Source organism: Sphingopyxis sp. Root1497 (genome assembly GCF_001427085.1).
Lineage (GTDB): Bacteria > Pseudomonadota > Alphaproteobacteria > Sphingomonadales > Sphingomonadaceae > Sphingopyxis.
In genome coordinates this window covers 971540-994202 of record NZ_LMGF01000003.1, presented here as the reverse complement: position 1 = coordinate 994202, position 22663 = coordinate 971540, and the positions used below count along the sequence as shown (strand labels likewise).

General features: G+C 66.8%; 22 protein-coding genes and 1 riboswitch. Of the genes, 7 read left to right on the top strand and 15 right to left on the bottom strand.

Annotation, left to right across the window (positions count from 1 at the left end; all coding sequences use genetic code 11):
* Positions 1–27: 27 nt before the first annotated feature.
* Entirely contained in the window at positions 28–501 is a 474-nt protein-coding gene (locus tag ASD67_RS08125) for a MarR family winged helix-turn-helix transcriptional regulator (protein ID WP_056345790.1), read from the top strand.
* A gap of 84 nt (positions 502–585) precedes the next feature.
* Here the strand turns inward: ASD67_RS08125 and ASD67_RS08120 are convergent, their stop codons facing one another.
* From ASD67_RS08120 to ASD67_RS08060, 13 genes are all read right to left on the bottom strand, one after another.
* The gene (locus ASD67_RS08120) at positions 586–2601 is read right to left on the bottom strand and encodes a TonB-dependent receptor family protein (protein WP_056345788.1); all 2016 of its coding nucleotides are present in this window, start codon (positions 2599–2601) and stop codon (positions 586–588) included.
* Between the two features lie 72 nt (positions 2602–2673).
* The gene (locus ASD67_RS08115; protein ID WP_056345786.1) at positions 2674–3063 is read right to left on the bottom strand and encodes a hypothetical protein; all 390 of its coding nucleotides are present in this window, start codon (positions 3061–3063) and stop codon (positions 2674–2676) included.
* Positions 3064–3103: 40 nt separating this feature from the next.
* Positions 3104–4273: a sterol desaturase family protein gene (locus ASD67_RS08110; protein WP_056345784.1), complete on the bottom strand. Its 1170-nt coding sequence runs from the start codon at positions 4271–4273 to the stop codon at positions 3104–3106.
* Between the two features lie 161 nt (positions 4274–4434).
* Positions 4435–6561: an NAD-dependent DNA ligase LigA gene (gene ligA, locus ASD67_RS08105; RefSeq protein WP_056347180.1), complete on the bottom strand. Its 2127-nt coding sequence runs from the start codon at positions 6559–6561 to the stop codon at positions 4435–4437.
* Positions 6562–6590: 29 nt separating this feature from the next.
* On the bottom strand, positions 6591–7154 hold the full coding sequence (locus tag ASD67_RS08100) for a hypothetical protein (protein ID WP_056345783.1): 564 nt from the start codon (positions 7152–7154) through the stop codon (positions 6591–6593).
* A gap of 2 nt (positions 7155–7156) precedes the next feature.
* Complete coding sequence (locus tag ASD67_RS08095; protein WP_056345781.1) at positions 7157–7795, bottom strand: hypothetical protein; 639 nt, start codon at positions 7793–7795, stop codon at positions 7157–7159.
* 85 nt (positions 7796–7880) lie between these two features.
* Positions 7881–8276 carry a putative quinol monooxygenase gene (locus ASD67_RS08090; RefSeq protein ID WP_056345779.1) on the bottom strand — a complete coding sequence of 132 codons (396 nt, stop codon included), beginning with the start codon at positions 8274–8276 and terminating at the stop codon, positions 7881–7883.
* A complete protein-coding gene (locus tag ASD67_RS08085) occupies positions 8273–8959 on the bottom strand; it encodes a GNAT family N-acetyltransferase (RefSeq protein ID WP_082544909.1) in 687 nt (228 codons plus the stop codon). Before ASD67_RS08085 ends, ASD67_RS08090 begins: the two co-directional genes overlap by 4 nt.
* Positions 8956–9318 carry a hypothetical protein gene (locus ASD67_RS08080; protein WP_056345777.1) on the bottom strand — a complete coding sequence of 121 codons (363 nt, stop codon included), beginning with the start codon at positions 9316–9318 and terminating at the stop codon, positions 8956–8958. Before ASD67_RS08080 ends, ASD67_RS08085 begins: the two co-directional genes overlap by 4 nt.
* On the bottom strand, positions 9315–9626 hold the full coding sequence (locus ASD67_RS08075) for a hypothetical protein (protein ID WP_056345774.1): 312 nt from the start codon (positions 9624–9626) through the stop codon (positions 9315–9317). Before ASD67_RS08075 ends, ASD67_RS08080 begins: the two co-directional genes overlap by 4 nt.
* Positions 9626–11293: a DNA repair protein RecN gene (gene recN, locus ASD67_RS08070; RefSeq protein ID WP_056345772.1), complete on the bottom strand. Its 1668-nt coding sequence runs from the start codon at positions 11291–11293 to the stop codon at positions 9626–9628. Before recN ends, ASD67_RS08075 begins: the two co-directional genes overlap by 1 nt.
* 46 nt (positions 11294–11339) lie before the next feature.
* The gene (locus tag ASD67_RS08065; RefSeq protein ID WP_056345771.1) at positions 11340–12134 is read right to left on the bottom strand and encodes an outer membrane protein assembly factor BamD; all 795 of its coding nucleotides are present in this window, start codon (positions 12132–12134) and stop codon (positions 11340–11342) included.
* A 62-nt stretch (positions 12135–12196) separates the two neighbouring features.
* Positions 12197–12892 (bottom strand): peptidylprolyl isomerase, encoded by a 696-nt coding sequence (locus ASD67_RS08060; RefSeq protein ID WP_056345769.1) that lies wholly within the window; start codon positions 12890–12892, stop codon positions 12197–12199.
* 117 nt (positions 12893–13009) lie between these two features.
* Positions 13010–13223, top strand: a riboswitch (cobalamin riboswitch).
* Positions 13224–13339: 116 nt separating this feature from the next.
* On the opposite strand from ASD67_RS08060, the gene metE reads away from it, so the two are divergent.
* The 5 genes from metE (at position 13340) to ASD67_RS08035 (ending at position 18101) form a co-directional block, all read left to right on the top strand.
* The gene (metE, locus tag ASD67_RS08055; RefSeq protein WP_056345767.1) at positions 13340–15649 is read left to right on the top strand and encodes a 5-methyltetrahydropteroyltriglutamate--homocysteine S-methyltransferase; all 2310 of its coding nucleotides are present in this window, start codon (positions 13340–13342) and stop codon (positions 15647–15649) included.
* Entirely contained in the window at positions 15639–16016 is a 378-nt protein-coding gene (locus ASD67_RS08050; RefSeq protein ID WP_056345765.1) for an acyl-CoA thioesterase, read from the top strand. The genes metE and ASD67_RS08050 overlap by 11 nt, the downstream gene beginning before the upstream one ends.
* 66 nt (positions 16017–16082) lie before the next feature.
* Complete coding sequence (locus tag ASD67_RS08045) at positions 16083–16460, top strand: ArsR/SmtB family transcription factor (protein ID WP_056345763.1); 378 nt, start codon at positions 16083–16085, stop codon at positions 16458–16460.
* A gap of 2 nt (positions 16461–16462) precedes the next feature.
* The gene (locus tag ASD67_RS08040) at positions 16463–16996 is read left to right on the top strand and encodes an SRPBCC family protein (RefSeq protein ID WP_056345761.1); all 534 of its coding nucleotides are present in this window, start codon (positions 16463–16465) and stop codon (positions 16994–16996) included.
* Between the two features lie 106 nt (positions 16997–17102).
* A complete protein-coding gene (locus ASD67_RS08035) occupies positions 17103–18101 on the top strand; it encodes an acyl-CoA thioester hydrolase/BAAT C-terminal domain-containing protein (RefSeq protein ID WP_056345758.1) in 999 nt (332 codons plus the stop codon).
* Positions 18102–18106: 5 nt separating this feature from the next.
* On the opposite strand, the gene ASD67_RS08030 is transcribed toward ASD67_RS08035, so the two are convergent.
* Positions 18107–19408: an Hsp70 family protein gene (locus tag ASD67_RS08030; protein WP_082544908.1), complete on the bottom strand. Its 1302-nt coding sequence runs from the start codon at positions 19406–19408 to the stop codon at positions 18107–18109.
* A gap of 211 nt (positions 19409–19619) precedes the next feature.
* On the opposite strand from ASD67_RS08030, the gene ASD67_RS08025 reads away from it, so the two are divergent.
* Entirely contained in the window at positions 19620–20075 is a 456-nt protein-coding gene (locus tag ASD67_RS08025) for a hypothetical protein (protein WP_056345756.1), read from the top strand.
* An 83-nt stretch (positions 20076–20158) separates the two neighbouring features.
* Here ASD67_RS08025 and pnp read toward each other — a convergent pair whose 3' ends face one another.
* On the bottom strand, positions 20159–22486 hold the full coding sequence (gene pnp / locus ASD67_RS08020) for a polyribonucleotide nucleotidyltransferase (RefSeq protein ID WP_056345754.1): 2328 nt from the start codon (positions 22484–22486) through the stop codon (positions 20159–20161).
* Positions 22487–22663 lie beyond the last annotated feature (177 nt).

Below are 22663 nucleotides of genomic sequence, written 5' to 3'. Positions count from 1 at the left end.
GGGGGGGGGGCGCGCTAGAATCTCGACATGGAACAAACGGAAAAATGGTTCGACCGGATCGCCCTGCCCGCGCTGCTCCGGCACGCCCGCACCACCTATGGCGCCGCGATGCGCAAGGCGCTCGATGCCCAGGGCTATGACGATATTCCGGGCAACGGCCTCTATATCATCGGCGGGCTCGCGCTTGGCGCCCAGGCCGTCCCGATCGGCCAGCTGGCACGCGAAATGCGCGTGACCAAACAGGGGATGGGGCAATTGATCGATACGCTGGTGATGCGCGGATATCTGGCCCGCACGCCCGACGCGGCCGACCGGCGCCAGCTGATGGTCACCCTCACCGCGCGCGGGCAGGCGGCGGCCGAGGTCCAGACAGCGGCACGCGCGGCGGTCGATCAAGCGCTCGCCGCCAAGGTCGGCGACGAGGATATCGCGCGGACGCGCCGTACCCTCGCCGCGCTGATCGAAATCCATCGCGCCGAAACCGAAACGGCCGACGCATGACCGACGCCGAGCGCGCGCGTCGGCACCAAAGCTAAGACGCGCACGGCCCGGCGCCGGCAAGGCGACGCCGGGCCGCTTTCCGGGTCAGAAGCGCGCGCGCAAACCCGCCGCAATCGCGCGGCGTTCGACGGGGTAATAGATCGCCGATGTGGGCGTCACCGCGATCGCCGCGCTGATGTCGCCGATCGCCTTTTTACCCGTGATGTTGCGGACATCGACGAAGGCATCGATCCCCTCGGCCACCCGCGCCCCGCCGGTGATGCCGAGCAGCGCATAGCCGGGGGTGCGCACCAGATTGCGGTAATCGGCGAAGGGGCCGTCGGGGACCCATTCGAGGTTCGGCGCGATGTGCAGCGCATCGGTGCCGATCCGCAGTTCGGCGCGATAGACATGGTTCGGCACCACCGGCAGGCGATTGTTCCCGAACTGGACGTCGCCCAGAAAACGGAAATCGCTGTAATTGTATATTTGCCGCAGCCGCAGCCATGGTGCGGGGTTGAGGTCGAGCGACGCCTCGATCCCCTGATGCAGCGTGCGGCCGGCGTTGAAGGTCGCGGCGGGGATATCGCTGCCGGTCGCGAACTGCAGCATTTCGCCCGTCAGCGTCGCGCGGTAGGCGGCGATGTCCCACGCCGCGAAACCGATCGTGCCGCGCGTGCCGACTTCCGCGGTCCAGGCGCGTTGCGGGCGGATGTCGGGCACGACGGCGCTTGTCGGCGGGGATCCGACCGTCTGGAAAACCTCGCCGAAGCCCGGGAATTCGGCCGAGCGGCTGTAGTTGGCGAAGAGCTGGATGTGGTCGGCGGGTTCGAAGAGCAGACCGAGTTTCGGCGAGAAGGCATCGAAGTCGATCCGCCCGTCAGTCGCGGAGGTCGCGGAAAAATCGACCCGCCGCGCGCGCCAGCCGTCGGCATAGACGCCGCCCGCGACAAGCGTCAGCGTCTCCACCGGCCGCACGCGTACCTCGCCATAGAGGGTTGCGGTCTGTGCCTTCTGGTCGGCGTCGAAGGTCAGCGCACCGCGCCGGCCGCTATTGTTGACGAACTGGCGGGCATCGGTGCGGCCGCGCCGGATTTCGCCGCCGAGGGTGAGCTCGACCGGCCCCGTCGCATAGTCGAGCCGCGCAAAGCCGCCGATATCGGTCGATTTCTGGTCGATGAGCTGGAAGATCGGGTGATGCAGCGACTTGGCGTTGACGAAGCCGCCGACGTCGAGCTTCACCGCGCCGAAATCGAGGCTGGTACGGTTCTGAAGCCGCAGCGAGTCGATATCGCGGCCCTGATCGCCCGCGACGGCGCCCGCATTCGCCTTGCCCGGGGTGGTCAGCGCCTCGGCCTTCGTCAGCGCGCCGGGAAGTTGCTGGTTGATATTGTTGATGCTGGCATAGAAGCGCGTGCTCACGACGCCGCTCAGTTTCAACCCGACATTGCCCTGAAAGCGCAGGCTGCGCCGCTTTGCATGGTCGCGGTCGCCATCCGAGGTGTCGGCGCTGATCGCGCCCCATGCGTCAACGCGCTCGCTGGCGACGCCCGCCGAGACAAGGCCGCGCACGCTGTCGAAGCTGCCGACATCGCCGCGCAGGTAAATCCCTTCGGCGGTGCGCCCGGTCGGGGTCACGCCATTGACCGCGCCGCCGAGCGTGCCCGAGCCGAAGCGCAGCGCGTTGGCGCCGCGATAGACCTCGAGATGGTCGAAGAAGATCGGTTCGAGTTCCTGGAAATCGCCATTGTCGTCGGCGAGGTTGATCGGCACCCCGTCCTGCAGCAGCGTCAGCCCGCGCATGTGGAAGCCGCGCGACAGCCCCGAGCCGCGGATCGAAATCCGTACCTCCTGCCCGTAACGCGGCTGGAGATAGACGCCCGGCGAGAAGGCGAGCGTGTCGCGCAGCGACATGATCGATTTGTCCGCATAGTCCCGATGCGTGACGACGTCGACGCCGCCGGGGGTGCGCGCGGCGCGTGCTTCGGCATCGTCGGTCAGTTCGGGTGCTGTGACGATGATCGTCTGGTCTTCGCCCGCCTCTTCGGCATGGCTGGCGGCGGGGACGAGCGAGAGGACGAGCGCCAGCAACGGCGCCGCCCGATGGGTACGGCTGTTCATGAAATTTCCTTCGCTTGGGATACAGGCACGCGCCGCGCCGCGCGGGATGCGCGGACGGCAATTCAGGCTGGATCAGGCGAAGGCGGGTGGTCCGGTGCTCGGCGGCAGCGGCGAGGCGATGCCGGGGGCAAAGCCGAGCGACGGGATCGCGACGGGCGACGGCTCGACTGCGACCGGCGCGGTCGGCAGCGCGGGTTCGGCGGGGACGATCGGTGCCACCGCGAGCGCCCCCCATGGGCAATGCTGCTGCGGCTCGCCGTCGTGGCCGGCGATTTTCTCGATCGGGATCGTCATCGTCGCGCCCGGATTGGCCGGGTCCGAACAGACGCGCACGGTGATCGTCCCCGACGCGTCGGTCTCGATCATCCAGCCCGGCGCGACGATGATGCGCGCGGCGAGCGCGAGCAGCAGCGGCAGCAGGAGAAGGATGCCCGGACGGCGAAAGGCGGCGAGGAGGCCCACGCGGTCGCTCCTATGTCGCGTCTGTGGTGCTGGCAAGCCGCTATTCGGCCGGCGTCTCGTCGGTCTTCTTGCCCGTGCGCGTCCACGGATAGAGCAGCTGGCCCCAGTAGCTGCGCGGCACATCCTCGGGGATGCCGTAATTTTCGGGCCAGCGGTCCTTGGGCAGATGGAAGGTGCCGAAGAGCTTGTCGATCCACGGGAAATGGATAGCGAAATTGACGTCGAACGCCTCACGTTCGAGCCCATGGTGCCAGTGGTGGAAGCGCGGGGTCGCGATCCAATGACCGATCCGGTTGAAATTGCCGCCGACATTGGCGTGGAGCAGCGACGACCAGACATAAACGAAGCCGATATAGGCCTGCATCACCGACGGCGAGAAACCGAGGGTGAACAAAGGCAGCGAGGTGATCGCGCGCAGCAGGATGATTTCGATGAAATGCATCCGCGACCCCGCGAGCCAGTCCATCGATTTCGCGCTGTGGTGGACGGCGTGGAAGCCCCAGAGGAAGGGGTAGCGGTGGAAGGTGCGGTGGAAGAAATATTGCACCACATCCGACGCGATCAGCACGATGACGAATTGCACGATCCACGGCAGCGACGCGACCCCGGCGCGGAAGGCGTCCCAGCTGTTCGTATGCTCGTTGACGAACTGCTGCGGCGCGAGCGCGAGGAAGCCCAGGACCTGCACGAACATCGTGCTGACCAGATAATAGAAAAGATCCTCGCGCCATTCGGTGCGGAACAGGCGTTGCGCGCGGCGATGCGGGAAGGCGCGTTCGAGCGGCGCGAACATGAAGCCGGTGATCAGCAGGTTGACGACGAAGAAGTCGAGCCCGAAGAAAATCCCCCAGTCGCGGGTCTCGGCGGGCTGGACATTGGCGCCGCCGATCAGCGCGGCGGCGAGCGCGATCATCAACGCGGTGGCGCCGAGCACCTTGCGCGGACGGAGCAACAGGCTGAGCAGCGCGAGGCCGTAGCTCGCAAGCAGGATCAGGTGGACGACCCCGCGAAACCCGCCCCAATTTTTGACGATCGCGAGTTCGGGGGTGGCGAACCAGTCGGGAAAACGCAGCGCGATCACCAAGCCGAATCCGACGACCGCGAACAGCAGCGCGAAAAAGCCCGACAGCCAGCCGCTGCCGAAGCGCCGCACCTCGGTATGCGATTCGAGATCGCGCATCAGGGCGTTCAGATAATCACGTTTGGCCATGTTTCCCCCTCACGGCATTTGGGCCGCGCCGTCTGTGATGCCGCGCACCGGTTGATATCGCCCTAATCTTCGTCATCCCGGGCTTGACCCGGGACCCGCCTTTTTCTTCAAGACAGACAGGCCCCGGATCAAGTCCGGGGTGACGAGGGTGGAAATGTCGCTCAACCCGCCGCCGCGACGATCGTCGCCCAGTCGGCCTCGTCGATCACGCGGATGCCGAGCGCCGCCGCCTGCTTGAGTTTCGATCCCGCGCCGGGGCCTGCGACGACGAGGTCGGTCTTGGCGCTGACGCTGCCTGCCGCCTTGGCGCCGAGCGCTTCGGCCTGCGCCTTCGCTTCGTCGCGGCTCATCGTCTCCAGCTTGCCGGTGAAGACGATTGTCATGCCCGACACCTCGCTCTCGCGCGTCTCGACGATGTAGGGCGGGGGCGAGACCTCGCCGAGGAGGTCGTTCCACAAGTCGCGGTTGTGCGGTTCGTGGAAAAAATCGCCGAGCGCTTCCGCGACCGCGGGGCCGATGCCGTCGGCGCGCACCTCGAGGATCGCCTTGATCGCCTCGAGCTTGCGGGTGCCATATTTGCCGTCGGATTCACCCTCGCCCTGCGGGTTCGCGTCGAGCCAGCCGTGCAATTCGGCGGCCTTTTCGGGCAGGCGCGCGATGTCGCCGAGACCCTTGAGCAGGTCGCGCGCGGTCACCGCGCCGACATGGCGGATACCGAGGCCGAAGAGCAATCGCGCCGCGTCGGGCTGCCGCTTCGCCTCGATCGCGGCAAAAAGATTGTCGACCGACTTTTCCTTCCACCCCTCGCGGGTGAGCAATTCGGCGCGATGGTTTTTCAACCGGAAGATATCCGCCGGCCCCTTGTCGAGCCAGCCAAGGTCGAGAAATTCCTGGATGCTCTTCTCGCCCAGTCCCTCGATATCGAGCGCGCCGCGGCTGACGAAATGGCGCAGGCGCTCGAACTTCTGCGCGTTGCAGATGAGGCCGCCAGTGCAGCGCACATCGACCTCGCCCTCCTCGGCGACCGCTTCGCTGCCGCAGACCGGGCAATGGTCGGGGAAGATATACGCGGCGCACTCTTCGTCGCGGGTCAGATTTTCGACGACCTGCGGGATGACGTCGCCGGCGCGCTGGATGACGACGCGATCGCCGGGGCGCACGCCCAATCGGCCGATCTCGTCGCGGTTGTGGAGGGTGACGTTCGACACGACGACACCGCCGACGGTGACCGGCACCAGCCGCCCGACCGGGGTGAGCTTGCCGGTGCGTCCGACCTGGATGTCGATGGCTTCGAGCGTCGTCTGTGCGCGTTCGGCGGGGAATTTATGCGCGATGGCCCAGCGCGGCGCCTTCGCGACGAACCCGAGGCGGCCCTGCCAGTCGAGCCGGTCGACCTTGTAGACGACGCCGTCGATATCATAGGGCAGCTCGGCGCGCTGGCGTTCGATGTCGCGATAGTGGGCAAGCACGCCCTCGACGCCGTCGAAGCGTTTCAACAAGGGCGACACCGGGACACCCCAGCTTTCGATGAGCCGCATCATGTCGAATTGCGTGGCGGCGGGCACGGCACTGACCTCGCCCCAGCCGTGCGCGAGGAAGCGCAGCGGGCGCGAGGCGGTGACGCTCGCATCCTTCTGGCGCAGCGATCCCGCGGCGGCGTTGCGCGGGTTGGCGAACTGACGGACGGTGGCGGGGTCGAACGCGACCTCGCGCTGCGCGGCGAGCGCGTGGCCTTCCTCCATCAGCCGCGCGTTGAGCGCGGCAAAGTCGGTCTTGGCCATATAGACCTCGCCGCGGATCTCGAAGACGTCGGGGACCTCGCCGTTCAGTTGCTGCGGGATATCTCCGATCGTAGCCACATTGGGCGTAACATCCTCGCCGACGCGGCCATCGCCGCGCGTTGCCGCCTGCACCAGCTCGCCCTGTTCGTAGCGCAGCGAACAGGACAGGCCATCGATCTTGTCCTCAGCGGTCAGCGCGATCGCCTCGCCTTCGCCGAGGTTGAGGAAGCGCCGCACCCGCGCCGTGAACTCGGCGACATCCTCGCCGCTGAACGCATTGTCGAGGCTCATCATGCGCTGGGCATGGGTGACCTTGGCGAGCGGCGACGCCTCGACCGCGGCGCCGACCTGGTTGTTCGGGCTGTCGGCGCGGACCAGATGCGGGAAGGCAGCTTCGAGTTCGGTGTTGCGGCGGACGAGCGCGTCATAGTCGGCGTCCGAAATCTCGGGCGCGTCGTCGGCATGATAACGTTTGCCATGATAGGCGATCGTTTTCGCGAGGCGCATCAGTTCGTTGGCGGCGTCGGCTTCGGTGGTCACGGCGATTTCAGGGCTTCCACAAAGGCAGGGTCGGAAAACACCTGCCGCACAAGCAGCGGGTAGAGCGCATTATACTGGCGGAAAGCCTCGGGTATAGCGAGGGCGCCGATAAAATCGCCCTTCCATGTCGTCTCGACGCGATAATCCTTCGCAAAGCGCTCGGTCCCCTCGCGTATCACCGAAATCCGCACGCCCAGCGCGGCGCGCGTTTCGCCGGCGCGGCTTTCGATGAGGCGACCGGCAATCGCAACCGGAGCGCCGGGATCGAAACGGTTCGCCGTCCTGAGCTCGTTTTCGAAACTCAGTCCCAGAAATTCGGCGAAACTCGCCCCTTTCGGCGGGCTCATCGTCGAGCCGCGGATGACGACGGTACGCGCGACCGGCGCGGCGCCGCCGGCATCGACGAAGGCCCCCACGGCCATCGGCGGCACGTTCGCCGCACGCAATATCTTCAGCGTTTCGATCGACGGCGCCGTTTCATCGATCCGCGCATGGACGCAGCCCGCGAGCACCAGCAGGAGCGCGGCGACCCCGAGTGTCCGGACCGATCCCCTCGGCATGGCTATTGCGGAAACGCCGGGTCGGACACGAGGTTGTTGACGCCATGGTCGGTCGCCTGGCGGACGACGGTCTTCACCGCCTCGGTGACATTCTTGACCTGCGTCCCCGGAATCTCGACGTCTTTCTTGCCATATTTCATGTGCAGCGCGTGCTGGACCAGCGTCTTGATCGATGATGCGCCCTCGCCGGGAAGATATTCGAAGGTCACGTCGTACCGGTCGGTCGCGACGACCCCGCCGAACAGCCCGAAACCGAGCCCGGCGCCGAAGGCGTCCTTCTTCGCCTTGTCGAGTTCCTTCTGCGGCACAATGTTGTTGAAGGTGATGCTGAGCACCGCGCCGCCGGCGACCGGCACCTCGGCGACCTCGCTGAACGCCCCGGTGCCCTTCAACGACTCGATGATCCACGGCTTGACCTCTTTGGTTGCGCGCGGATTGGGCTCGCCGTTGCGCTGAAACTCGAAGATCAGCTGGACCGGCTTCGGCGTCGCGGGGGTCTTTTTATCCTCGGCCTTCACATCGCCGAGCGTATTGTCGACAAACCATTTCGCCGCCTGCGCCGCCGTCGGCGCGATGAGCAGCATCAGCGCCGCGAACGCCGACAAGAGTTTGGCGCGCCCAGACAAAAAGCGATTCAGCATGATAGATCCCCTTCCCCAATACAGGATCGGATAGCAGCGCCGCCCAAATCGGCAAGCCGCTTCGCGCCCGCGCGGCGCGGCAGCGTCAGGGCCGCGCGGTCGCGACAGGTTTGAACTCGATCCGCTGGCCGAAACCCGCGATTAGCGGACGGCCCTTTTTGATCGCCGCCTGCACCGCGGGAAGCTGCAGCGACGCCGCGTGTGCCTCCCGGCTGTCCCACAATTCGACGATCCAGATCGCGTCGGGGTTGGCGCTGTCCTCGCCGACCAGATAGGCGATGTTGCCCGGCATCGCACCGGTCCCCTCGGACAGGATCGCGACCAGCGCCGCGCGCTGGCCGGGCTGCGCGATCATCTGGCCGATCAGGCCATATTGCGGGTCGGCTTCTTCCATCATGGCCTCCAGAGCGCGCAGCTTCGCGATCGGCAACAGCGCCGCCGCGGCGGCGGCGAGCGCGATCAGATGCTGGCGCCGGTTCACCGCGCGATCGCCAGCACATGGATTTCGCGGCGGATGCGAAACCCCAGCGATTCATAGAGCGCGATCGCGCCCGCATTGTCGGCATAGCTGTGGAGGAAGGGCGTCTCGCCGCGCGCGACCATCGCGCGCATGACATGGCCAATCAGCGCACGCGCCAGCCCGCGGCCACGGCAATCCTCCCACGTCGACACGCCGCTGACCTCCGCCATGCCGGGCAAGAGGATGCGCTGGCCCGCCATCGCGAGCAGGCGGCCATTCTCGCGCACGCCGAAGAAGGGGCCATAGAGATGCGTCTTCGGCCCCCATGGCCCGGGCTTGGCATGATCGGCGAGCACCGCCATTTCGGCGGCGTCGGCGTCGCCGAGCGCGATGATCGACGGTTCGTTTTCGCGCCGGGCGAGCGGTGGACCCTCGGCGACCATCTGCGTCAGCACGGCGCGCTTCACTTCGCGCGTGCCGGGGGGCAGCGGCCAAGGCTCGCCATCGACAATCCACAATTCCTCGCCGACGGGACAGTGCGCGGCGAGCGCCGCCTGCGCGGCGGGACCAGTGTCGGCGGCGATGCCGAACACGCCATAGCCCCGGTCGATGCGCACCGCCGAACCGGGGTCGCCCTCGGCCAGATGCGCCTGGCGGCCGGTGAGCATGCTCCAGACGGGGCGGTCGAGGGGGTGCACCGTCATTCGCTCTCGTCGGGATAATATTCGCGCGTGACGACGATCTCGCCGACGATCGCCGCATTGAAATTGTCCAGATCCTCGGCGGGAATCCAATATTCGCGGTGTGCGCGGCCACCGGCTTCCTCAACCCGATATTGGTCGAGATAGGATTTGAGCACCTCGAACCGCGTCACATAACCGCTGCCGCTCGCCCGGACGTTCCAGTCGCGCGCGATCTTGATCGCATAATCCTCGGTGGTCACCGGATAGAAGATCGGCTGTTCGGGCAGTCGCGCCGGAAAGGCGCGCATGCCGCTGTCGCGGATCAGCGCGAGTTCCTTGGGGCCAACGGGACGCCAGAGGGTGGTGGTGGGTTCGGTCATCGATCGATTCCATATTCTTCGCTCAGGTCGAGCAGGAAATGCCCAAAAAGAGCGGAGCGGGAAACGTCTACCAATAATACCAGATAGCGATCATTCTGTTCGGTCTCGATCAACACTTGGTCCACGCGACCCGAGGCGTCGCGATAAATCGAATGGATGTTGCCAACGCGTTCGAGCAACGTTTCGGCGGCAATCACTTCGTCGATGTAGTGGTCGATTTCCGGCAAATGAGTAGCATCGTCGAGCAGGCGCATCGGCTCTTCAAAACAGGCGTCGAACTGCGCGCGTGTCAGTGCTCGCACAGCCATTACACCGCCTCCAGCAACCGCTCGGCCTGCGCCCGCGCTTCGTCAGTCACTTCCGCCCCCGACAGCATCCGTGCGATTTCCTCGCGCCGCGCCGCTTCGTCGAGCGCGCGGACGCCGGTGCGCGTCACCGTACCCTCGCTCGATTTCGCGATCAGGAAATGCGCCGCGCCCTTGGCCGCGACCTGCGGCGAGTGCGTGACCGCGAGCAGTTGCTTGCCGGCACCCGCTAGCCTTGCCAGCCGCTCGCCGATCGCGCTTGCCACCGCGCCGCCGACGCCGCGGTCGATTTCGTCGAAGATGATCGTGTCGGCGCCGCCTTCCTCCGCCAGCGCGACCTTGAGCGCGAGGATGAAGCGCGAGAGTTCGCCGCCGCTCGCGATCTTGATCAAGGGCGCGAAGGGTGCGCCGGGGTTGGTCGAGATCAGGAACTCCACGCGGTCCATGCCCTCCGCGCCCCAGCGTTCGGCGGGCAGGCGCTCGACCAGCGTCTGGAAGCGCGCGGCATCGAGCTTGAGCGGCACCAGTTCGCCCGCGACCGCCTTGTCGAGCCGCGCCGCCGCCTTGCTGCGCGCGTCGGACAGCGCGGTCGCGGCATGGGTGTAGGCCGCGGCTTTCGCCGCAACCTCGGCCTCGAGCCTCGCGAGGCCCTCGCTGCCGCCCTCGATCGCGTCGAGCCGTGCTGCGAGGTCGCCCGCGAGGGTGGCCAGTTCGTCGGGCTGGACATGATGTTTGCGCGCCATCGCGCGCAGTTCGAACAACCGCGTTTCGGTCTCTTCGAGCCGGGCCGGGTCATATTCGAGCGCGCGCGCCGCCTCGTTCAGCCGCTGCTCGGCCTCGTCGGCCTCGATGATCGCGCGGTCGAGGCCGGCGAGCGCCTCGGCGAGCAGCGGATGGTCACCCGCGAGCCGGTCGAGCCGACGCGCCGCGGCGCGCAATTGCGCGGGGCCGCTATCGCTGCCCTCGAACGCCGCCATGATCGCGCCCATATCGCCGGCGATCCGCTCGCCCTTCTGCATCGCGCTGCGCGCTTCGGCGAGTTCGGCTTCTTCGCCCGGTTGCGGCGCGAGGGTCGCGAGTTCGGCGACGCAGTGGGTCAGCCAGTCGCGATCGCGCTCGGCCTCGTCGAGCGACGCGCGGGCGGCGGCGAGACGCATTTCGGCGCTGCGCCATTCGCCATGCGCCGCAGCGACCGCCGCGCTGTCGCAGCGACCATAGGTATCGAGCAGCGCGCGGTGCCCCGCCGGCGCCAGCAGGCCGCGATCGTCGTGCTGGCCGTGGATTTCGACCAGATGCGCCCCGACTTCGCGCAGCAGCGCCGCCGAGCAGGGCTGGTCGTTGAGAAAGGCGCGGCTGCCGCCATCGGCGCGCAGCGTACGGCGGACGAGCAAGGGTTCGCCGGGTTCGATCCCGATGTCGTTTGCGGCGAACAGCGCGGCGAGCGGCGTGTCGGGTGCGGGGGCCGCGAAACTCGCGGTCACCTGCGCCTTGTCGCTGCCCTGGCGGACCAGCGCGCTGTCGGCGCGCGCGCCGAGCGCGAGTCCGAGCGCGTCGAGCAGGATCGACTTGCCCGCCCCGGTCTCGCCGGTGAGCACGCCGAGCCCGGCCGCGAAATCGAGGTCGAGCCGTTCGATCAGGACGATATTGGCGATGGACAGGGCCGTCAGCATGACCCGCCCTTACATCAGAACAAAAAGCGAATCCACGCCCCGCGCGTTACGCGGAAGGCGCATTCTTTTGCATCAGCTGATACGCGCGCTCATACCATTTGCTTCCCGGGTAGTTGGCGCCGAGCACCGCGGCCGACTTCTTGGCTTCCGACGGCACGCCCAATGCGAGATAGCATTCGGTCAGGCGATAGAGCGCCTCGGGGGTGTGGCTCGTCGACTGAAACTTCTCGGTCACTTCGCGGAAGCGGATCGACGCGGCGAGCCAGTTCGAGCTGCGCTGGTAGAACCGGCCGATTTCCATTTCCTTGCCCGCGAGATGGTCCTGCACCAGATCGACCTTGAGCCGCGCGTCGGCGGCGTAGCGGCTGTCGGGATAGCGGCGGATCACTTCGCCCAAGGCGGCGAGCGCCTGCTGGGTGATTTTCTGGTCGCGGGTGACGTCGCTGATCTGCTCATAATAGCTGAGGCCGATCAGATAATAGGCATAGGGGGCGTCCTTGTTGCCCGGGTGGATCGACAGGAACCGCTGCGACGCCTCGATCGCCGGCGCATATTCGCGGTCCATATAATAGCTGAACGAGCTCATCAGCTGTGCGCGGCGCGCCCAGGGCGAATAGGGATGCTGGCGCTCGACCTCGTCGAACAGCGCGGCGGCGAGGCCATATTGGTTCCGGTCGAGCCGGTCCTGCGCCGCGCGGTACAGCGTGTTGACGTCGCGCGCGACATAACGCGTGTCCTTTTTGACGCCGCTGCCCCCGGCACAAGCGGCCAGCAGGGGGGTGATCACAAGGGCGGCGGCGAGCAGGCGCGTCGAGGCGCGCAGGGTGGGACGCTGAGTCATGGGCGCGGTATAGCCACAGCGCGGATGAACGCAAAATAAATGATGGGGGTGTCGGCGCGGAATTACGGCGCTTTGACCACGCAACCCGCCGGCGCGTTCGCGGGCGCCGGAACGCGGCGTGCGGTCTTGATCGTCACCATCGGGTCGAGCATCTGGCCCTGCATCACCCCTTCGCCCGCAGTCGGCGAGACCGGCGCGGCAAAAATCTTCTCCGCGACATCGGCGCCCGCGACGACTTCGCCGAACACCGCGAAGCCCGCGCCGTCGCCGCCGGGCGCATCGGCGTCGAAACCCTTGATGTCGCCGAGCAACAGGAAGAAGTCGCTGGTCGCGTCGCCGGGGTAGAGCCGCGCCATCGACAGCGCGCCCTTGCAATTGGTGAGTCCGGTCGTCGTCGTCGGTTCGTGCGCGATCGGCGCGAAGTTGGTGCGCGGGTCGCCGCGGTTGCCCGCCTGGACCAGTTGGTTCGCCGGACCCCAGTTGCGCGTCGCACGATAGAATTTGAAACCGTCCATGCGCTTGCCGTCGACATAGCGCAGGAAATTGCCCGAGGTGATCGGCGCGCGCTTGTCCTCGAGCCGCACGACGATCGTGCCGAGGTCGGTGGTAAGTGCGACAAAGGGGCGCGTATCGACCTCGACCAGCGGCGCGGCCGGGCCGGCGATGGGCGGAATCGGCGGCGGCAATTGCGTCGTCTGGGGCGGGACCGGGGCGGCCTGGGCCGCAAGCGCGAGCGCCGGAAGGATCATCGTCAGCATCGCGCCAGCATAAGCGAAAAACCATCACGCTGGCGACCCCCTTCGCAACGGCGGATGGTGCGCGGATCAACATATAAAGAAATCTTTATATGCGTATTGACAGCTCGCCGGTCGGAGCTATTCTAGGCTGGTCGAGGTTCCCCGCGTCCGGCAGGACATGGGGCTAAGACGGGAAGCCGGTGCGCCTTTCGGGGCAAGGCCGGCGCTGCCCCCGCAACTGTAAGCGGTGAGCGGTGGTCGATACGTGTCACTGGTTCGGCAAGGAACCGGGAAGGCCAGACCCCCGCGTCGATCCGTGAGCCAGGAGACCTGCCTCGTCAGATAACGTCCTCCGGCGGGGTGTCCGGTCTGGTCGCATGCATGGCTGCGCCCGGGCTTGTCCTGCCGGACGCATCGGCCGTTGCTTGTGGTCCGGCCCGTCCCTTGCCCAACGCAAGGTTTGAAGACATGGCCATCACCGTCGCCACGCTCGGTTTCCCCCGCATCGGCCCGCGCCGCGAACTGAAATTCCTGCTCGAAGGCTATTGGGCGGGCAAGAAGGACGAAGAGGAATTGCGCGAAGGCGCCGCCGCGCTGCGCGCCGCGACCTGGGCGCGCCAGCGCGCGCTCGGCGCCGATATCCTGCCCTCGGGCGATTTCTCGCTCTATGACCATGTGCTCGACACCTCGGCGATGGTCGGCGCCATTCCGGCGCGATACCGATGGGACGGCGCCGCGGTCGGGCTGAACACCTATTTCGCGATGGCGCGCGGCACGCAGGGCGGCGCCGGCCATCAAGGCTGCACCCACAGCCTCGACGCGACCGCGCAGGAAATGACCAAATGGTTCGACACCAACTATCATTATATGGTGCCCGAACTCGAAGCGGGGCAGGTCTTTCGCCTGTCGTCGACACGGCTGGTCGATGAGTTTCGCGAGGCCAAGGCGCTCGGCTATCACACCCGCCCGGTGCTGCTGGGTCCGGTCAGTTACCTGATGCTGGCGAAAGGGCGCGGGGTCGAACCGCTGTCGCTGCTCCCCGCCCTGCTCCCCGTCTATGCGGAAATCCTGACCGCGCTTGCCGATGCCGGCGCCGACTGGGTCCAGGTCGACGAACCCTGCCTCGTCCTCGACCTCGACCATGCGCAACATGCCGCCTTCGCCGACGCCTATGCGCGGCTGGCGGGCACCGGGGTCAAGCTGATGCTCACCACCTATTTCGGCGGCCTCGGCGAGAATCTCGGGCTCGTCGCGGGACTGCCGGTCGACGGCGTGCACATCGACCTCGTCCGCGCGCCCGAACAGCTCGGCGCGATCTGCGCCCGCGTGCCGAAGGCGATGCTGCTGTCGCTGGGGGTGATCGACGGACGCAATATCTGGCGCGCCGATCTCGATACGATCCTGGCGCGCATCGCGCCGATCGCCGCGACGCGCGATATCGTCGTCGCGCCGTCCTGCTCGCTGCTCCATACGCCCGTGGACCTCGCGCTCGAAAAGCGGCTCGATCCCGAAATCGCGCAATGGCTGGCCTTTGCGGTGCAGAAGGTCGGCGAGCTGGCGACGATCGCCCGAGCGCTCAACGAAGGCGAGGACACAGTGGCCGACGCGCTTGCCGCTGCGCGTGCCGCCGCCGGGACGCGCCGCAGTTCGCCGCGCATCCACGACCCGGCGGTACAGGAACGCATGGCGGCGATCGACGCGGCGATGGTCGAGCGCCGCTCGCCCTTCGCCGACCGCCGCGCGTTGCAGCGCGACCGGCTCGCCCTGCCCGCCTTTCCGACGACGACGATCGGCTCCTTTCCCCAGACCCCCGAGGTTCGCAAGGCGCGATCGGCGCATAGCAAGGGCGAGATCGACGATGCCGCCTATGCCCAATATCTGCGCGTCGAAACGCGCGCCGCGATCAAGTGGCAGGAGGAAATCGGGATCGACGTGCTGGTCCATGGCGAATTCGAGCGCAACGACATGGTGCAATATTTCGGCGAGCAGCTGGCGGGATTCGCCTTCACCCAGAGTGGCTGGGTGCAAAGCTATGGCTCGCGCTGCGTGCGGCCGCCGATCCTTTATGGCGATGTGTCGCGCCCGGCGCCGATGACGGTCGAATGGTGGCGCTATGCGCAGGACCAGACCGACCGGCCGATGAAGGGCATGCTGACCGGTCCGGTGACGATCCTGAACTGGTCGTTCGTGCGCGACGACCAGCCGCGCGCGGTGAGCTGCCGCCAGATCGCGCTCGCGATCCGCGACGAGGTGCTCGACCTCGAGCGCGCAGGCGCGGCGGTGATCCAGATCGACGAAGCAGCGCTTCGCGAAGGCCTGCCGCTGCGCCGCGGCGAATGGCAGGCCTATCTCGACTGGGCGGTCGAGGCGTTCCGGCTGTCGGCGTCGGGGGTCGCCGACGACACCCAGATCCATACCCATATGTGCTATTCGGAGTTCAACGACATCATCGCGTCGATCGGCGCGATGGACGCCGACGTCATCTCGATCGAGACCGCGCGCTCGCAGATGGAGCTGCTCGACGTCTTCGCCGACTACGCCTATCCGAACGAGATCGGCCCGGGTGTCTATGACATCCATTCGCCGCGCACCCCCGCCGAGGGCGAGATGACGCAATTGCTGAAACTCGCGAGCCAGCGGCTGCCCGCCGAGCAGATCTGGGTGAACCCCGATTGCGGGCTCAAGACGCGCAAATGGGACGAGGTGCGCCCCGCCCTCATCGCGATGGTCGCCGCGGCGCAGCGGCTGCGCGTCAAGGGGGCCTATGATGCAGCCTGATGGTTCCCCTGCGGTCCGCGTCACCGCGATGCCCGCCAACGCCAATGTCTATGGCGATATCTTCGGCGGCTGGCTGATGGCGCAGATGGATCTCGCCGCCTCCTCGGTCGCGTCGCACCATGCGCGCGGCCGGGCGGTGACGATCGCGGTGGAGGGCATGACCTTCCACCGCCCCGTCTTCGTCGGCGATGAGGTGTCGGTCTATGCCCGGCTGCTCAAGGTCGGGCGCACCTCGATGCAGGTCGCGGTCGAAGCCTGGGCGCGCGACCGCCATTCCGACGAAGCGAACAAGGTCACCGAGGCCAATTTCGCGTTTGTCGCGATGGGCCCCGACCGGCGACCGCGCGCCGTGGCACCGCTCGGCTGAAGGCCATACCATTCTATATTCAACCAACAGGTTGACAATTGGGATCTGCGAATCATATTTAACCACATGGTTGAACATGATTCGCAGACTCTCGACACGATCTTTCACGCGCTCGGCGACGCGACGCGGCGCGCGATGCTGGGCGAACTCGCCGCGGGCGAGCGCTCGGTCGGCGAACTCGCCGAACCCTTCGCCATGTCGCTCGCCGCGGCGTCGAAGCATATCAAGGTGCTCGAAGCCGCAGGGCTAATCTGCCGCGAGGTGCGCGGGCGGACGCATATGTGCAGCCTCGATCCGGCGCCGCTGATGAGTGCCGACCAGTGGCTCGGCATCTATCGCCGCTTCTGGACCAGCCAGCTCGATACTTTGGAAGCGCTGCTGCGCGCCGAAGATGCCGCCCCGCCCCCGCCGAAGAAACCCCTCCCCGGGAAAGAAGGAGACTGACGATGACCGACATGCTTGCCGACGCCCCCTATGGCGTGCTCACCGAACCCGCGACGCTGACGATCGTGCGCGTCCTGCCCGGTCCGATCGAGCGCGTCTGGTCCTATATCATCGATGGCGCGCTGCGCCGCCAATGGCTTGCGGCGGGCGCTATGGAGGAAAAGGTCGGCGCGCCGGTGACGCTGACCTGGCGCAACGACGAGCTGACCGATCCGCCGGGCGAGCGGCCCGAAGGCATGGGCGCCGAGCACAGCATGACGTGCGAGGTGATCGAGATCGACCCGCCGCGCAAGCTGGTCATCAGCTGGGGCAGCACCGGCGGGGTGACCTTCACCCTCTCCGAAAAGGGCGACGAGGTGCTGCTGACTTTGGTCCACAAGCGCGTCGAGGACCCGGCGGTGTTGCTCAACGTCAGCGCCGGCTGGCACGCGCATGTCGACGTGCTCGAGGCAAAGCTGCGCGGCACGGCGGCGAAACCGCATTGGGACAATTGGGCCCAGTTGCGCACCGCTTATGCCGAGCGCTTCGCGCGCTGATCCCCGCCTTCGCGAGATCGGAACGGGGCCGCCGCGTGCGGCCCCTTTTCTTCTGGCTATCCGTGCCGCCGATCCATATCGACGATGGAGCAACGGATAAGGGTCGATGATGAAGCGCAAATGGAAGATCATTTCGGCCGTCGTCGGCGCCCTGGTCGTGGTCGGCGGCGGCGGTTTCGCCTATATGCTCACCCGCGCACCGTCGCCCGCCAAGATCGCCGACGCCGGTGCGACCGGACAGCGGATCAATGCGAACGGCATCTTCGCCAACTATTATCCCGCCGCCGGGGCGGCTCCGCACCCCGCGATCCTGTTGCTCGGCGGGTCCGAGGGCGGGCTGGGCAAGGACATGCAGGCAGCGGCGTTGCTGCTTCAGGCCCAAGGCTTCAGCACGCTCCAGCTTGCCTATCACAACGCGCCGGGCAAGCCCGCGAAGCTCAAGAATATCCCGCTCGAGGATTTCACGCGCGGTCTCGACTGGCTCAAGAAACAGCCCGGGGTCGATGCGTCGCGGCTGGGCATCGTCGGCTATTCGAAGGGTGCCGAGGCGGGCCTGCTCGTCGCGGCGCGCACCCCGGGCATCCGCGCCGCGGTGCTCGGCATGCCGTCGAGCGTCGTGTGGGACGGGATGTCGGGCGAGAATTATCTGCTCGGCTCGTTCAGTTCATCGTGGAGCGCCAACGGCAAACCCCTCCCCCACCTTGCCTATAAGGGCCAGCCCGATGCGCGCGGACTGATGCCGGTGTTCGAGAACGGCCTCAAGGACCTCGACAAGAATCCCGCCGCGATCATCCCGGTCGAGAATTTCAAGGGCAAGCTGATGCTGGTCTGCGGCGAGGCCGAGAAATTATGGCCGAGCTGCCCGATGACCGACCAGATCGTCGCGCGCGCGGCGAAGGCGGGCGGACCGCCGACCGTCGTGCTGCGCTACAAGGATGCCGGGCACGGCGTGATGGGGGCGCCGTTCACGGACGACGCCGCACGTGCGAACTGGAGCCAGATGGGCGGGTCCAAGGAGGGCAATGCCGCGGCGCGCGCGGACAGCTGGCCGAAGATCGTCGCGTTCCTGAAAACCGAACTCGGGGTGGCCGCGCCGGCGCAATAAGCGCGTCAGGCAGCCCATTCGGCCGGGTCGGTCTCGTCACCGATCAGCGCGAGGCCGTGCGCGATGGAAGTCAGTTCGCCGCCGGTCGCGATGCGCTCGGCGCCGAAGCGGCGGTCGAAGATCGCGCGGATCGCGGGGATCAGCGACGAGCCCCCGGTGAGAAAGATGCGATCGACGGCGGCGGGTTCGACGCCCGCCTTGGCAAGCGCGCTATCCATCGCGGCTTCGATGCTGCGGAGGTCGCCCGCGATCCAGCTTTCGAAATCGGCGCGGCGGATCGCGGCGGTGATATCGACCCCGCCGCCCGCGAAATGAAACTCGGCCTCCTCCGCGCTCGACAGCGCGCGCTTGACCCGGCCCACGGCGTCGTAGAGCGGAAAGCCCTGCTCATGCTCGATCAGCGCGATCATCCGTTCGATCCGGTCGGGTTCGAGCGCGTCGCGCTGCAGGCGGCGCAGTTCGTCGATCGTGCGGCGGTTGCGCATCAGCGCGAGCCGCGACCAGTCGGCAAAGTCGGAGAAATAACCGCCGGGGATGTCGAGAATCTTGTCGAACGAACGATAATGGCTGCCCTTGCCGAGCAGAGGCAGCACCAGCCGGTCGACGATATGGCGGTCGAACCGGTCGCCGGCGATCGCGACCCCCGACGAGGCGAGCGGCACACAGCGCCGCGGCGCGCCCGGCTCCGCGATGCGGACGATCGAAAAGTCGGTGGTGCCGCCGCCGAAGTCGGCGACGAGGATCGTCGCGGGTTCGGTCAGCCGCGACGCATAGCTGTGCGCGGCGCCAAGCGGTTCGTGGACGTAGAAAAGTTCGACCCCGAACTCGGCGAGCATCGCGTCGTAGCGCTGGCGCGCGAGCGCGGGGTCGGCCCGGGCACCGGCATATTCGACCGGGCGGCCGACGATGACGCGGCGCGGGCGCTGGTCGAGCGCGCCGCCGGCATGGGCGACGAGCCGCTGGAGGAAGAGCCGCCCCATATCCTCGAAACGAAAGGGCTTGCCCCAGATCAGCGCACGCTCGAACAGCGGGCTCGCCGCGACGCTCTTGAACGACTGGACGAAGCGGCTGTCGAGCGGCGACTGGAGATATTCGGCGATCGCCCACGGCCCCGCCTCGCTCGCGATCCCCTGCCAGGCGCGCTCTTCCTCCCAGAAACAGAGCGCCGAGCGGAACACGGGGCCGGTCGCTTCCTCGCCCGCAAAATCGACGAGCCGCGAACCACCCTGCCCGTCGGCGAGCGCGACGACGGTGTTGGTCGTGCCGAAATCGAGGCCGAGCGCGGTCGCGGCCATATTGCTGTCCATGATCTATCCTGTGCGGGGTCGGAGATGTCGCGAGGGGCGGCGCCTATTGCACAGGCCGCCGGGTGGGGCAAGCTGCCGGCGTTCGCCGCTTCGGCGATTGAAAGGCCAAGCGCACCAGCATCGCGCGAGCGCGCCCCAGCTGTCGGGAACCTACAATTCTGCCAAGCGGAACAATGACAAGCGGGCGCCATCTTTTGAGGGAGTTTGCGCAATGATGCTTGGGGTTCTGCGTTCGACGATGCGAATGGCCGCGATACTGGTCCTGGCGGGATCGCCCGTGCTGGCCTCCGCGGCCGACAAGGCGGCGGGGTGGCGCAATTGGGCCGACCGCGGCGAACGCATCGTCGCGGCGATCGGTGCGGTGAACCCCGGGCAGCTCGATGGCGCTTGCGACGGGGTGACGGGCACGGTGATCGGCCAGGGATTCCAATTCCCCTATTGGGGCCAGCAGTTGATCGGTGTGTGCCGCGTTTATCGCAGCCTGTTCAGCCACCTGAAGGACAATAGCACGACCCGCAGCGCCAAGAAGAGCGAGTGCAAGGAGCTGAAACAGGTACGCGGCAATCTGGCCAAGGCCACCGATGTCGCCGAGGAGCCCCGCGCCCTGCCCGTAGCGCAGGAACTCGTGGTGCTGATCGAAGCGATGCAGGATGTATATTGCACCTGACGATCGGCGCTGCGAACCGACGCGACCGGCAAGAAAAAGGGGCCGCTCTCGCGGCCCCTTTCCTTGTTCCTGTTCCGAAGAGCTTAGTCCTTCAGGAAGTCGGGCACATGACCCTGATCTTCCGGACCTTCGCTGCGTTCGCGGCGCGGGCCCCGATCGCTGCGACCTTCGCCGCCGCCGTCGCGGCGCGGGCCGCGGTCGCGACCGCCGCCACCGTCGCGGCGCGGGCCGCGATCGCCACGGTCGCCGCCGTCACGGCGCGGACCACGATCGCCGCGGGGCTCGCGGGGTTCGCGCGCCGGGCGGGTGTCTTCGAGCTCGGCGCCGGTTTCCTGATCGACAACGCGCATCGACAGGCGAACCTTGCCGCGCTGGTCGATCTCGAGGACCTTGACCTTGACTTCCTGGCCTTCACTGAGGACGTCCGAGACCTTCTCGACGCGCTCGTTGGCGATTTCGCTGACGTGGACGAGACCGTCCTTGCCGCCCATGAAATTCACGAACGCCCCGAAATCGACGAGATTGACGACCTTGCCGTCATAGATCTTGCCGACTTCGGCTTCCTCGACGATGCCGCTGATCCACTTGCGGGCCGCCTCGATCTGGTCGAGGTCGCTCGACGAGATCTTGATCAGGCCTTCGTCGTCGATGTCGACCTTGGCGCCGGTGGTCGCGACGATCTCGCGGATCACCTTGCCGCCGGTGCCGATGATGTCGCGGATCTTCGACTTGTCGATCTGCATCGTTTCGATGCGCGGGGCGTGCGCCGACAGTTCGCTGCGGGTTTCGCCGAGCGCCTTGGCCATTTCACCGAGGATGTGCGCGCGGCCTTCCTTGGCCTGGTTCAGCGCGGCCTCGAAGATGTCGCGGGTGATGCCCGCGATCTTGATGTCCATCTGCATCGTGGTGATGCCTTCGGACGTGCCCGCGACCTTGAAGTCCATGTCGCCGAGATGATCTTCGTCGCCGAGGATGTCCGACAGGATCGCATAATCCTTGCCTTCGAGGATCAGGCCCATCGCGATGCCCGAGACGGGGCGCTTGATCGGCACGCCGGCGTCCATCATCGCGAGTGAACCACCACACACCGACGCCATCGACGACGAGCCGTTCGACTCGGTGATGTCGCTGGTGATGCGGATCGTGTAGGGGAACTCGTCCTTCGTCGGCAGCACCGCGTGCAGCGCGCGCCAGGCGAGCTTGCCATGGCCGATGTCGCGGCGGCTGGGCGCCCCGAAACGACCGACTTCGCCGACCGAATAGGGCGGGAAGTTATAGTGCAGCATGAAGTTCGAGTAGGACAGGCCGTTGAGCCCGTCGATCATCTGCTCGCTTTCCTTGGTGCCCAGGGTGCAGGTCGCGATCGTCTGCGTTTCACCACGGGTGAACAGCGCCGAACCATGCGCGCGGGGCAGGAAGTGCGTTTCGGCGAGGATGGGACGGATCTGCGTGGTGGTGCGGCCATCGATGCGCTTGCCGTCCTTGAGGATGGCACCGCGAACGATCTCGGCTTCGAGCTTCTTCATCAGCTTGCCGGCGGCCATCTGGTCCTGCGGCGCGGCGTCGGCGAAAGCGGCCTTGGCGGCGGCGCGCGCTTCGTTGAGCGCGTTCGAACGGGCCGATTTGTCGGTCAGCTTGTAAGCGGCGGCAATATCCTTGCCTATCAGCTTCTTCAGCTTGTCCTTGGCGGCCGACAGGTCGGCCTGCTCGGCCATGTCCCAGGGATCCTTGGCAGCCTGTTCGGCGAGCTTGACGATCGCCTTGACGACCTCCTTGCACGCGTCGTGCGCGAACAGGACGGCGCCGAGCATGATCTCTTCCGACAGCTCATTGGCTTCGGATTCGACCATCATCACCGCGTCGTAGGTGGCGGCGACGACGAGGTCGAGATCGCCGGCGGCAACCTGTTCGTCGGTCGGGTTCAGAATATATTCGCCATCGACATAACCGACGCGCGCGGCGCCGATCGGGCCCATGAAGGGCACGCCCGAAATGGTGAGCGCGGCCGACGCGGCGACCATCGCGAGGATGTCGGGCTCGTTGTGGCCGTCATAGCTCAGAACCTGGGCAATGACGTTGATCTCGTTATAGAAACCTTCGGGGAACAGCGGACGAATCGGACGATCGGTCAAACGCGAAACCAAAGTTTCCTTTTCGGTCGCACCGCGTTCGCGCTTGAAGAAGCCGCCGGGAATGCGGCCCGCGCCCGAATATTTTTCTTGATAATGGACGGTGAGCGGGAAGAAATCCTGCCCTTCCTTGACCGTCTTGGCAGCGGTGACCGCGCACAGGACGACGGTTTCGCCAAGCGTCGCGACAACCGCGCCGTCGGCCTGACGGGCAACCTTGCCCGTTTCGAGGGTCAGCGTTTCACCGCCCCACTCGATCGATACTTTTTTCACGTCAAACATGTGATTTCCTTTGCCCGCCGGGCCCTATGCCGGGCGGGGCCTCTGTTCCGGGCAATCCGGCCCGGGGCGGTGCGGGGCGCTTTTATGCCCCAATGGCGGTCCCGCCGGATGCGGGAGCGGCCCAGTGGCGTCGCGCATTTTTGCGGACAGCCAATATGACAGCGGCCCCGGAAATCC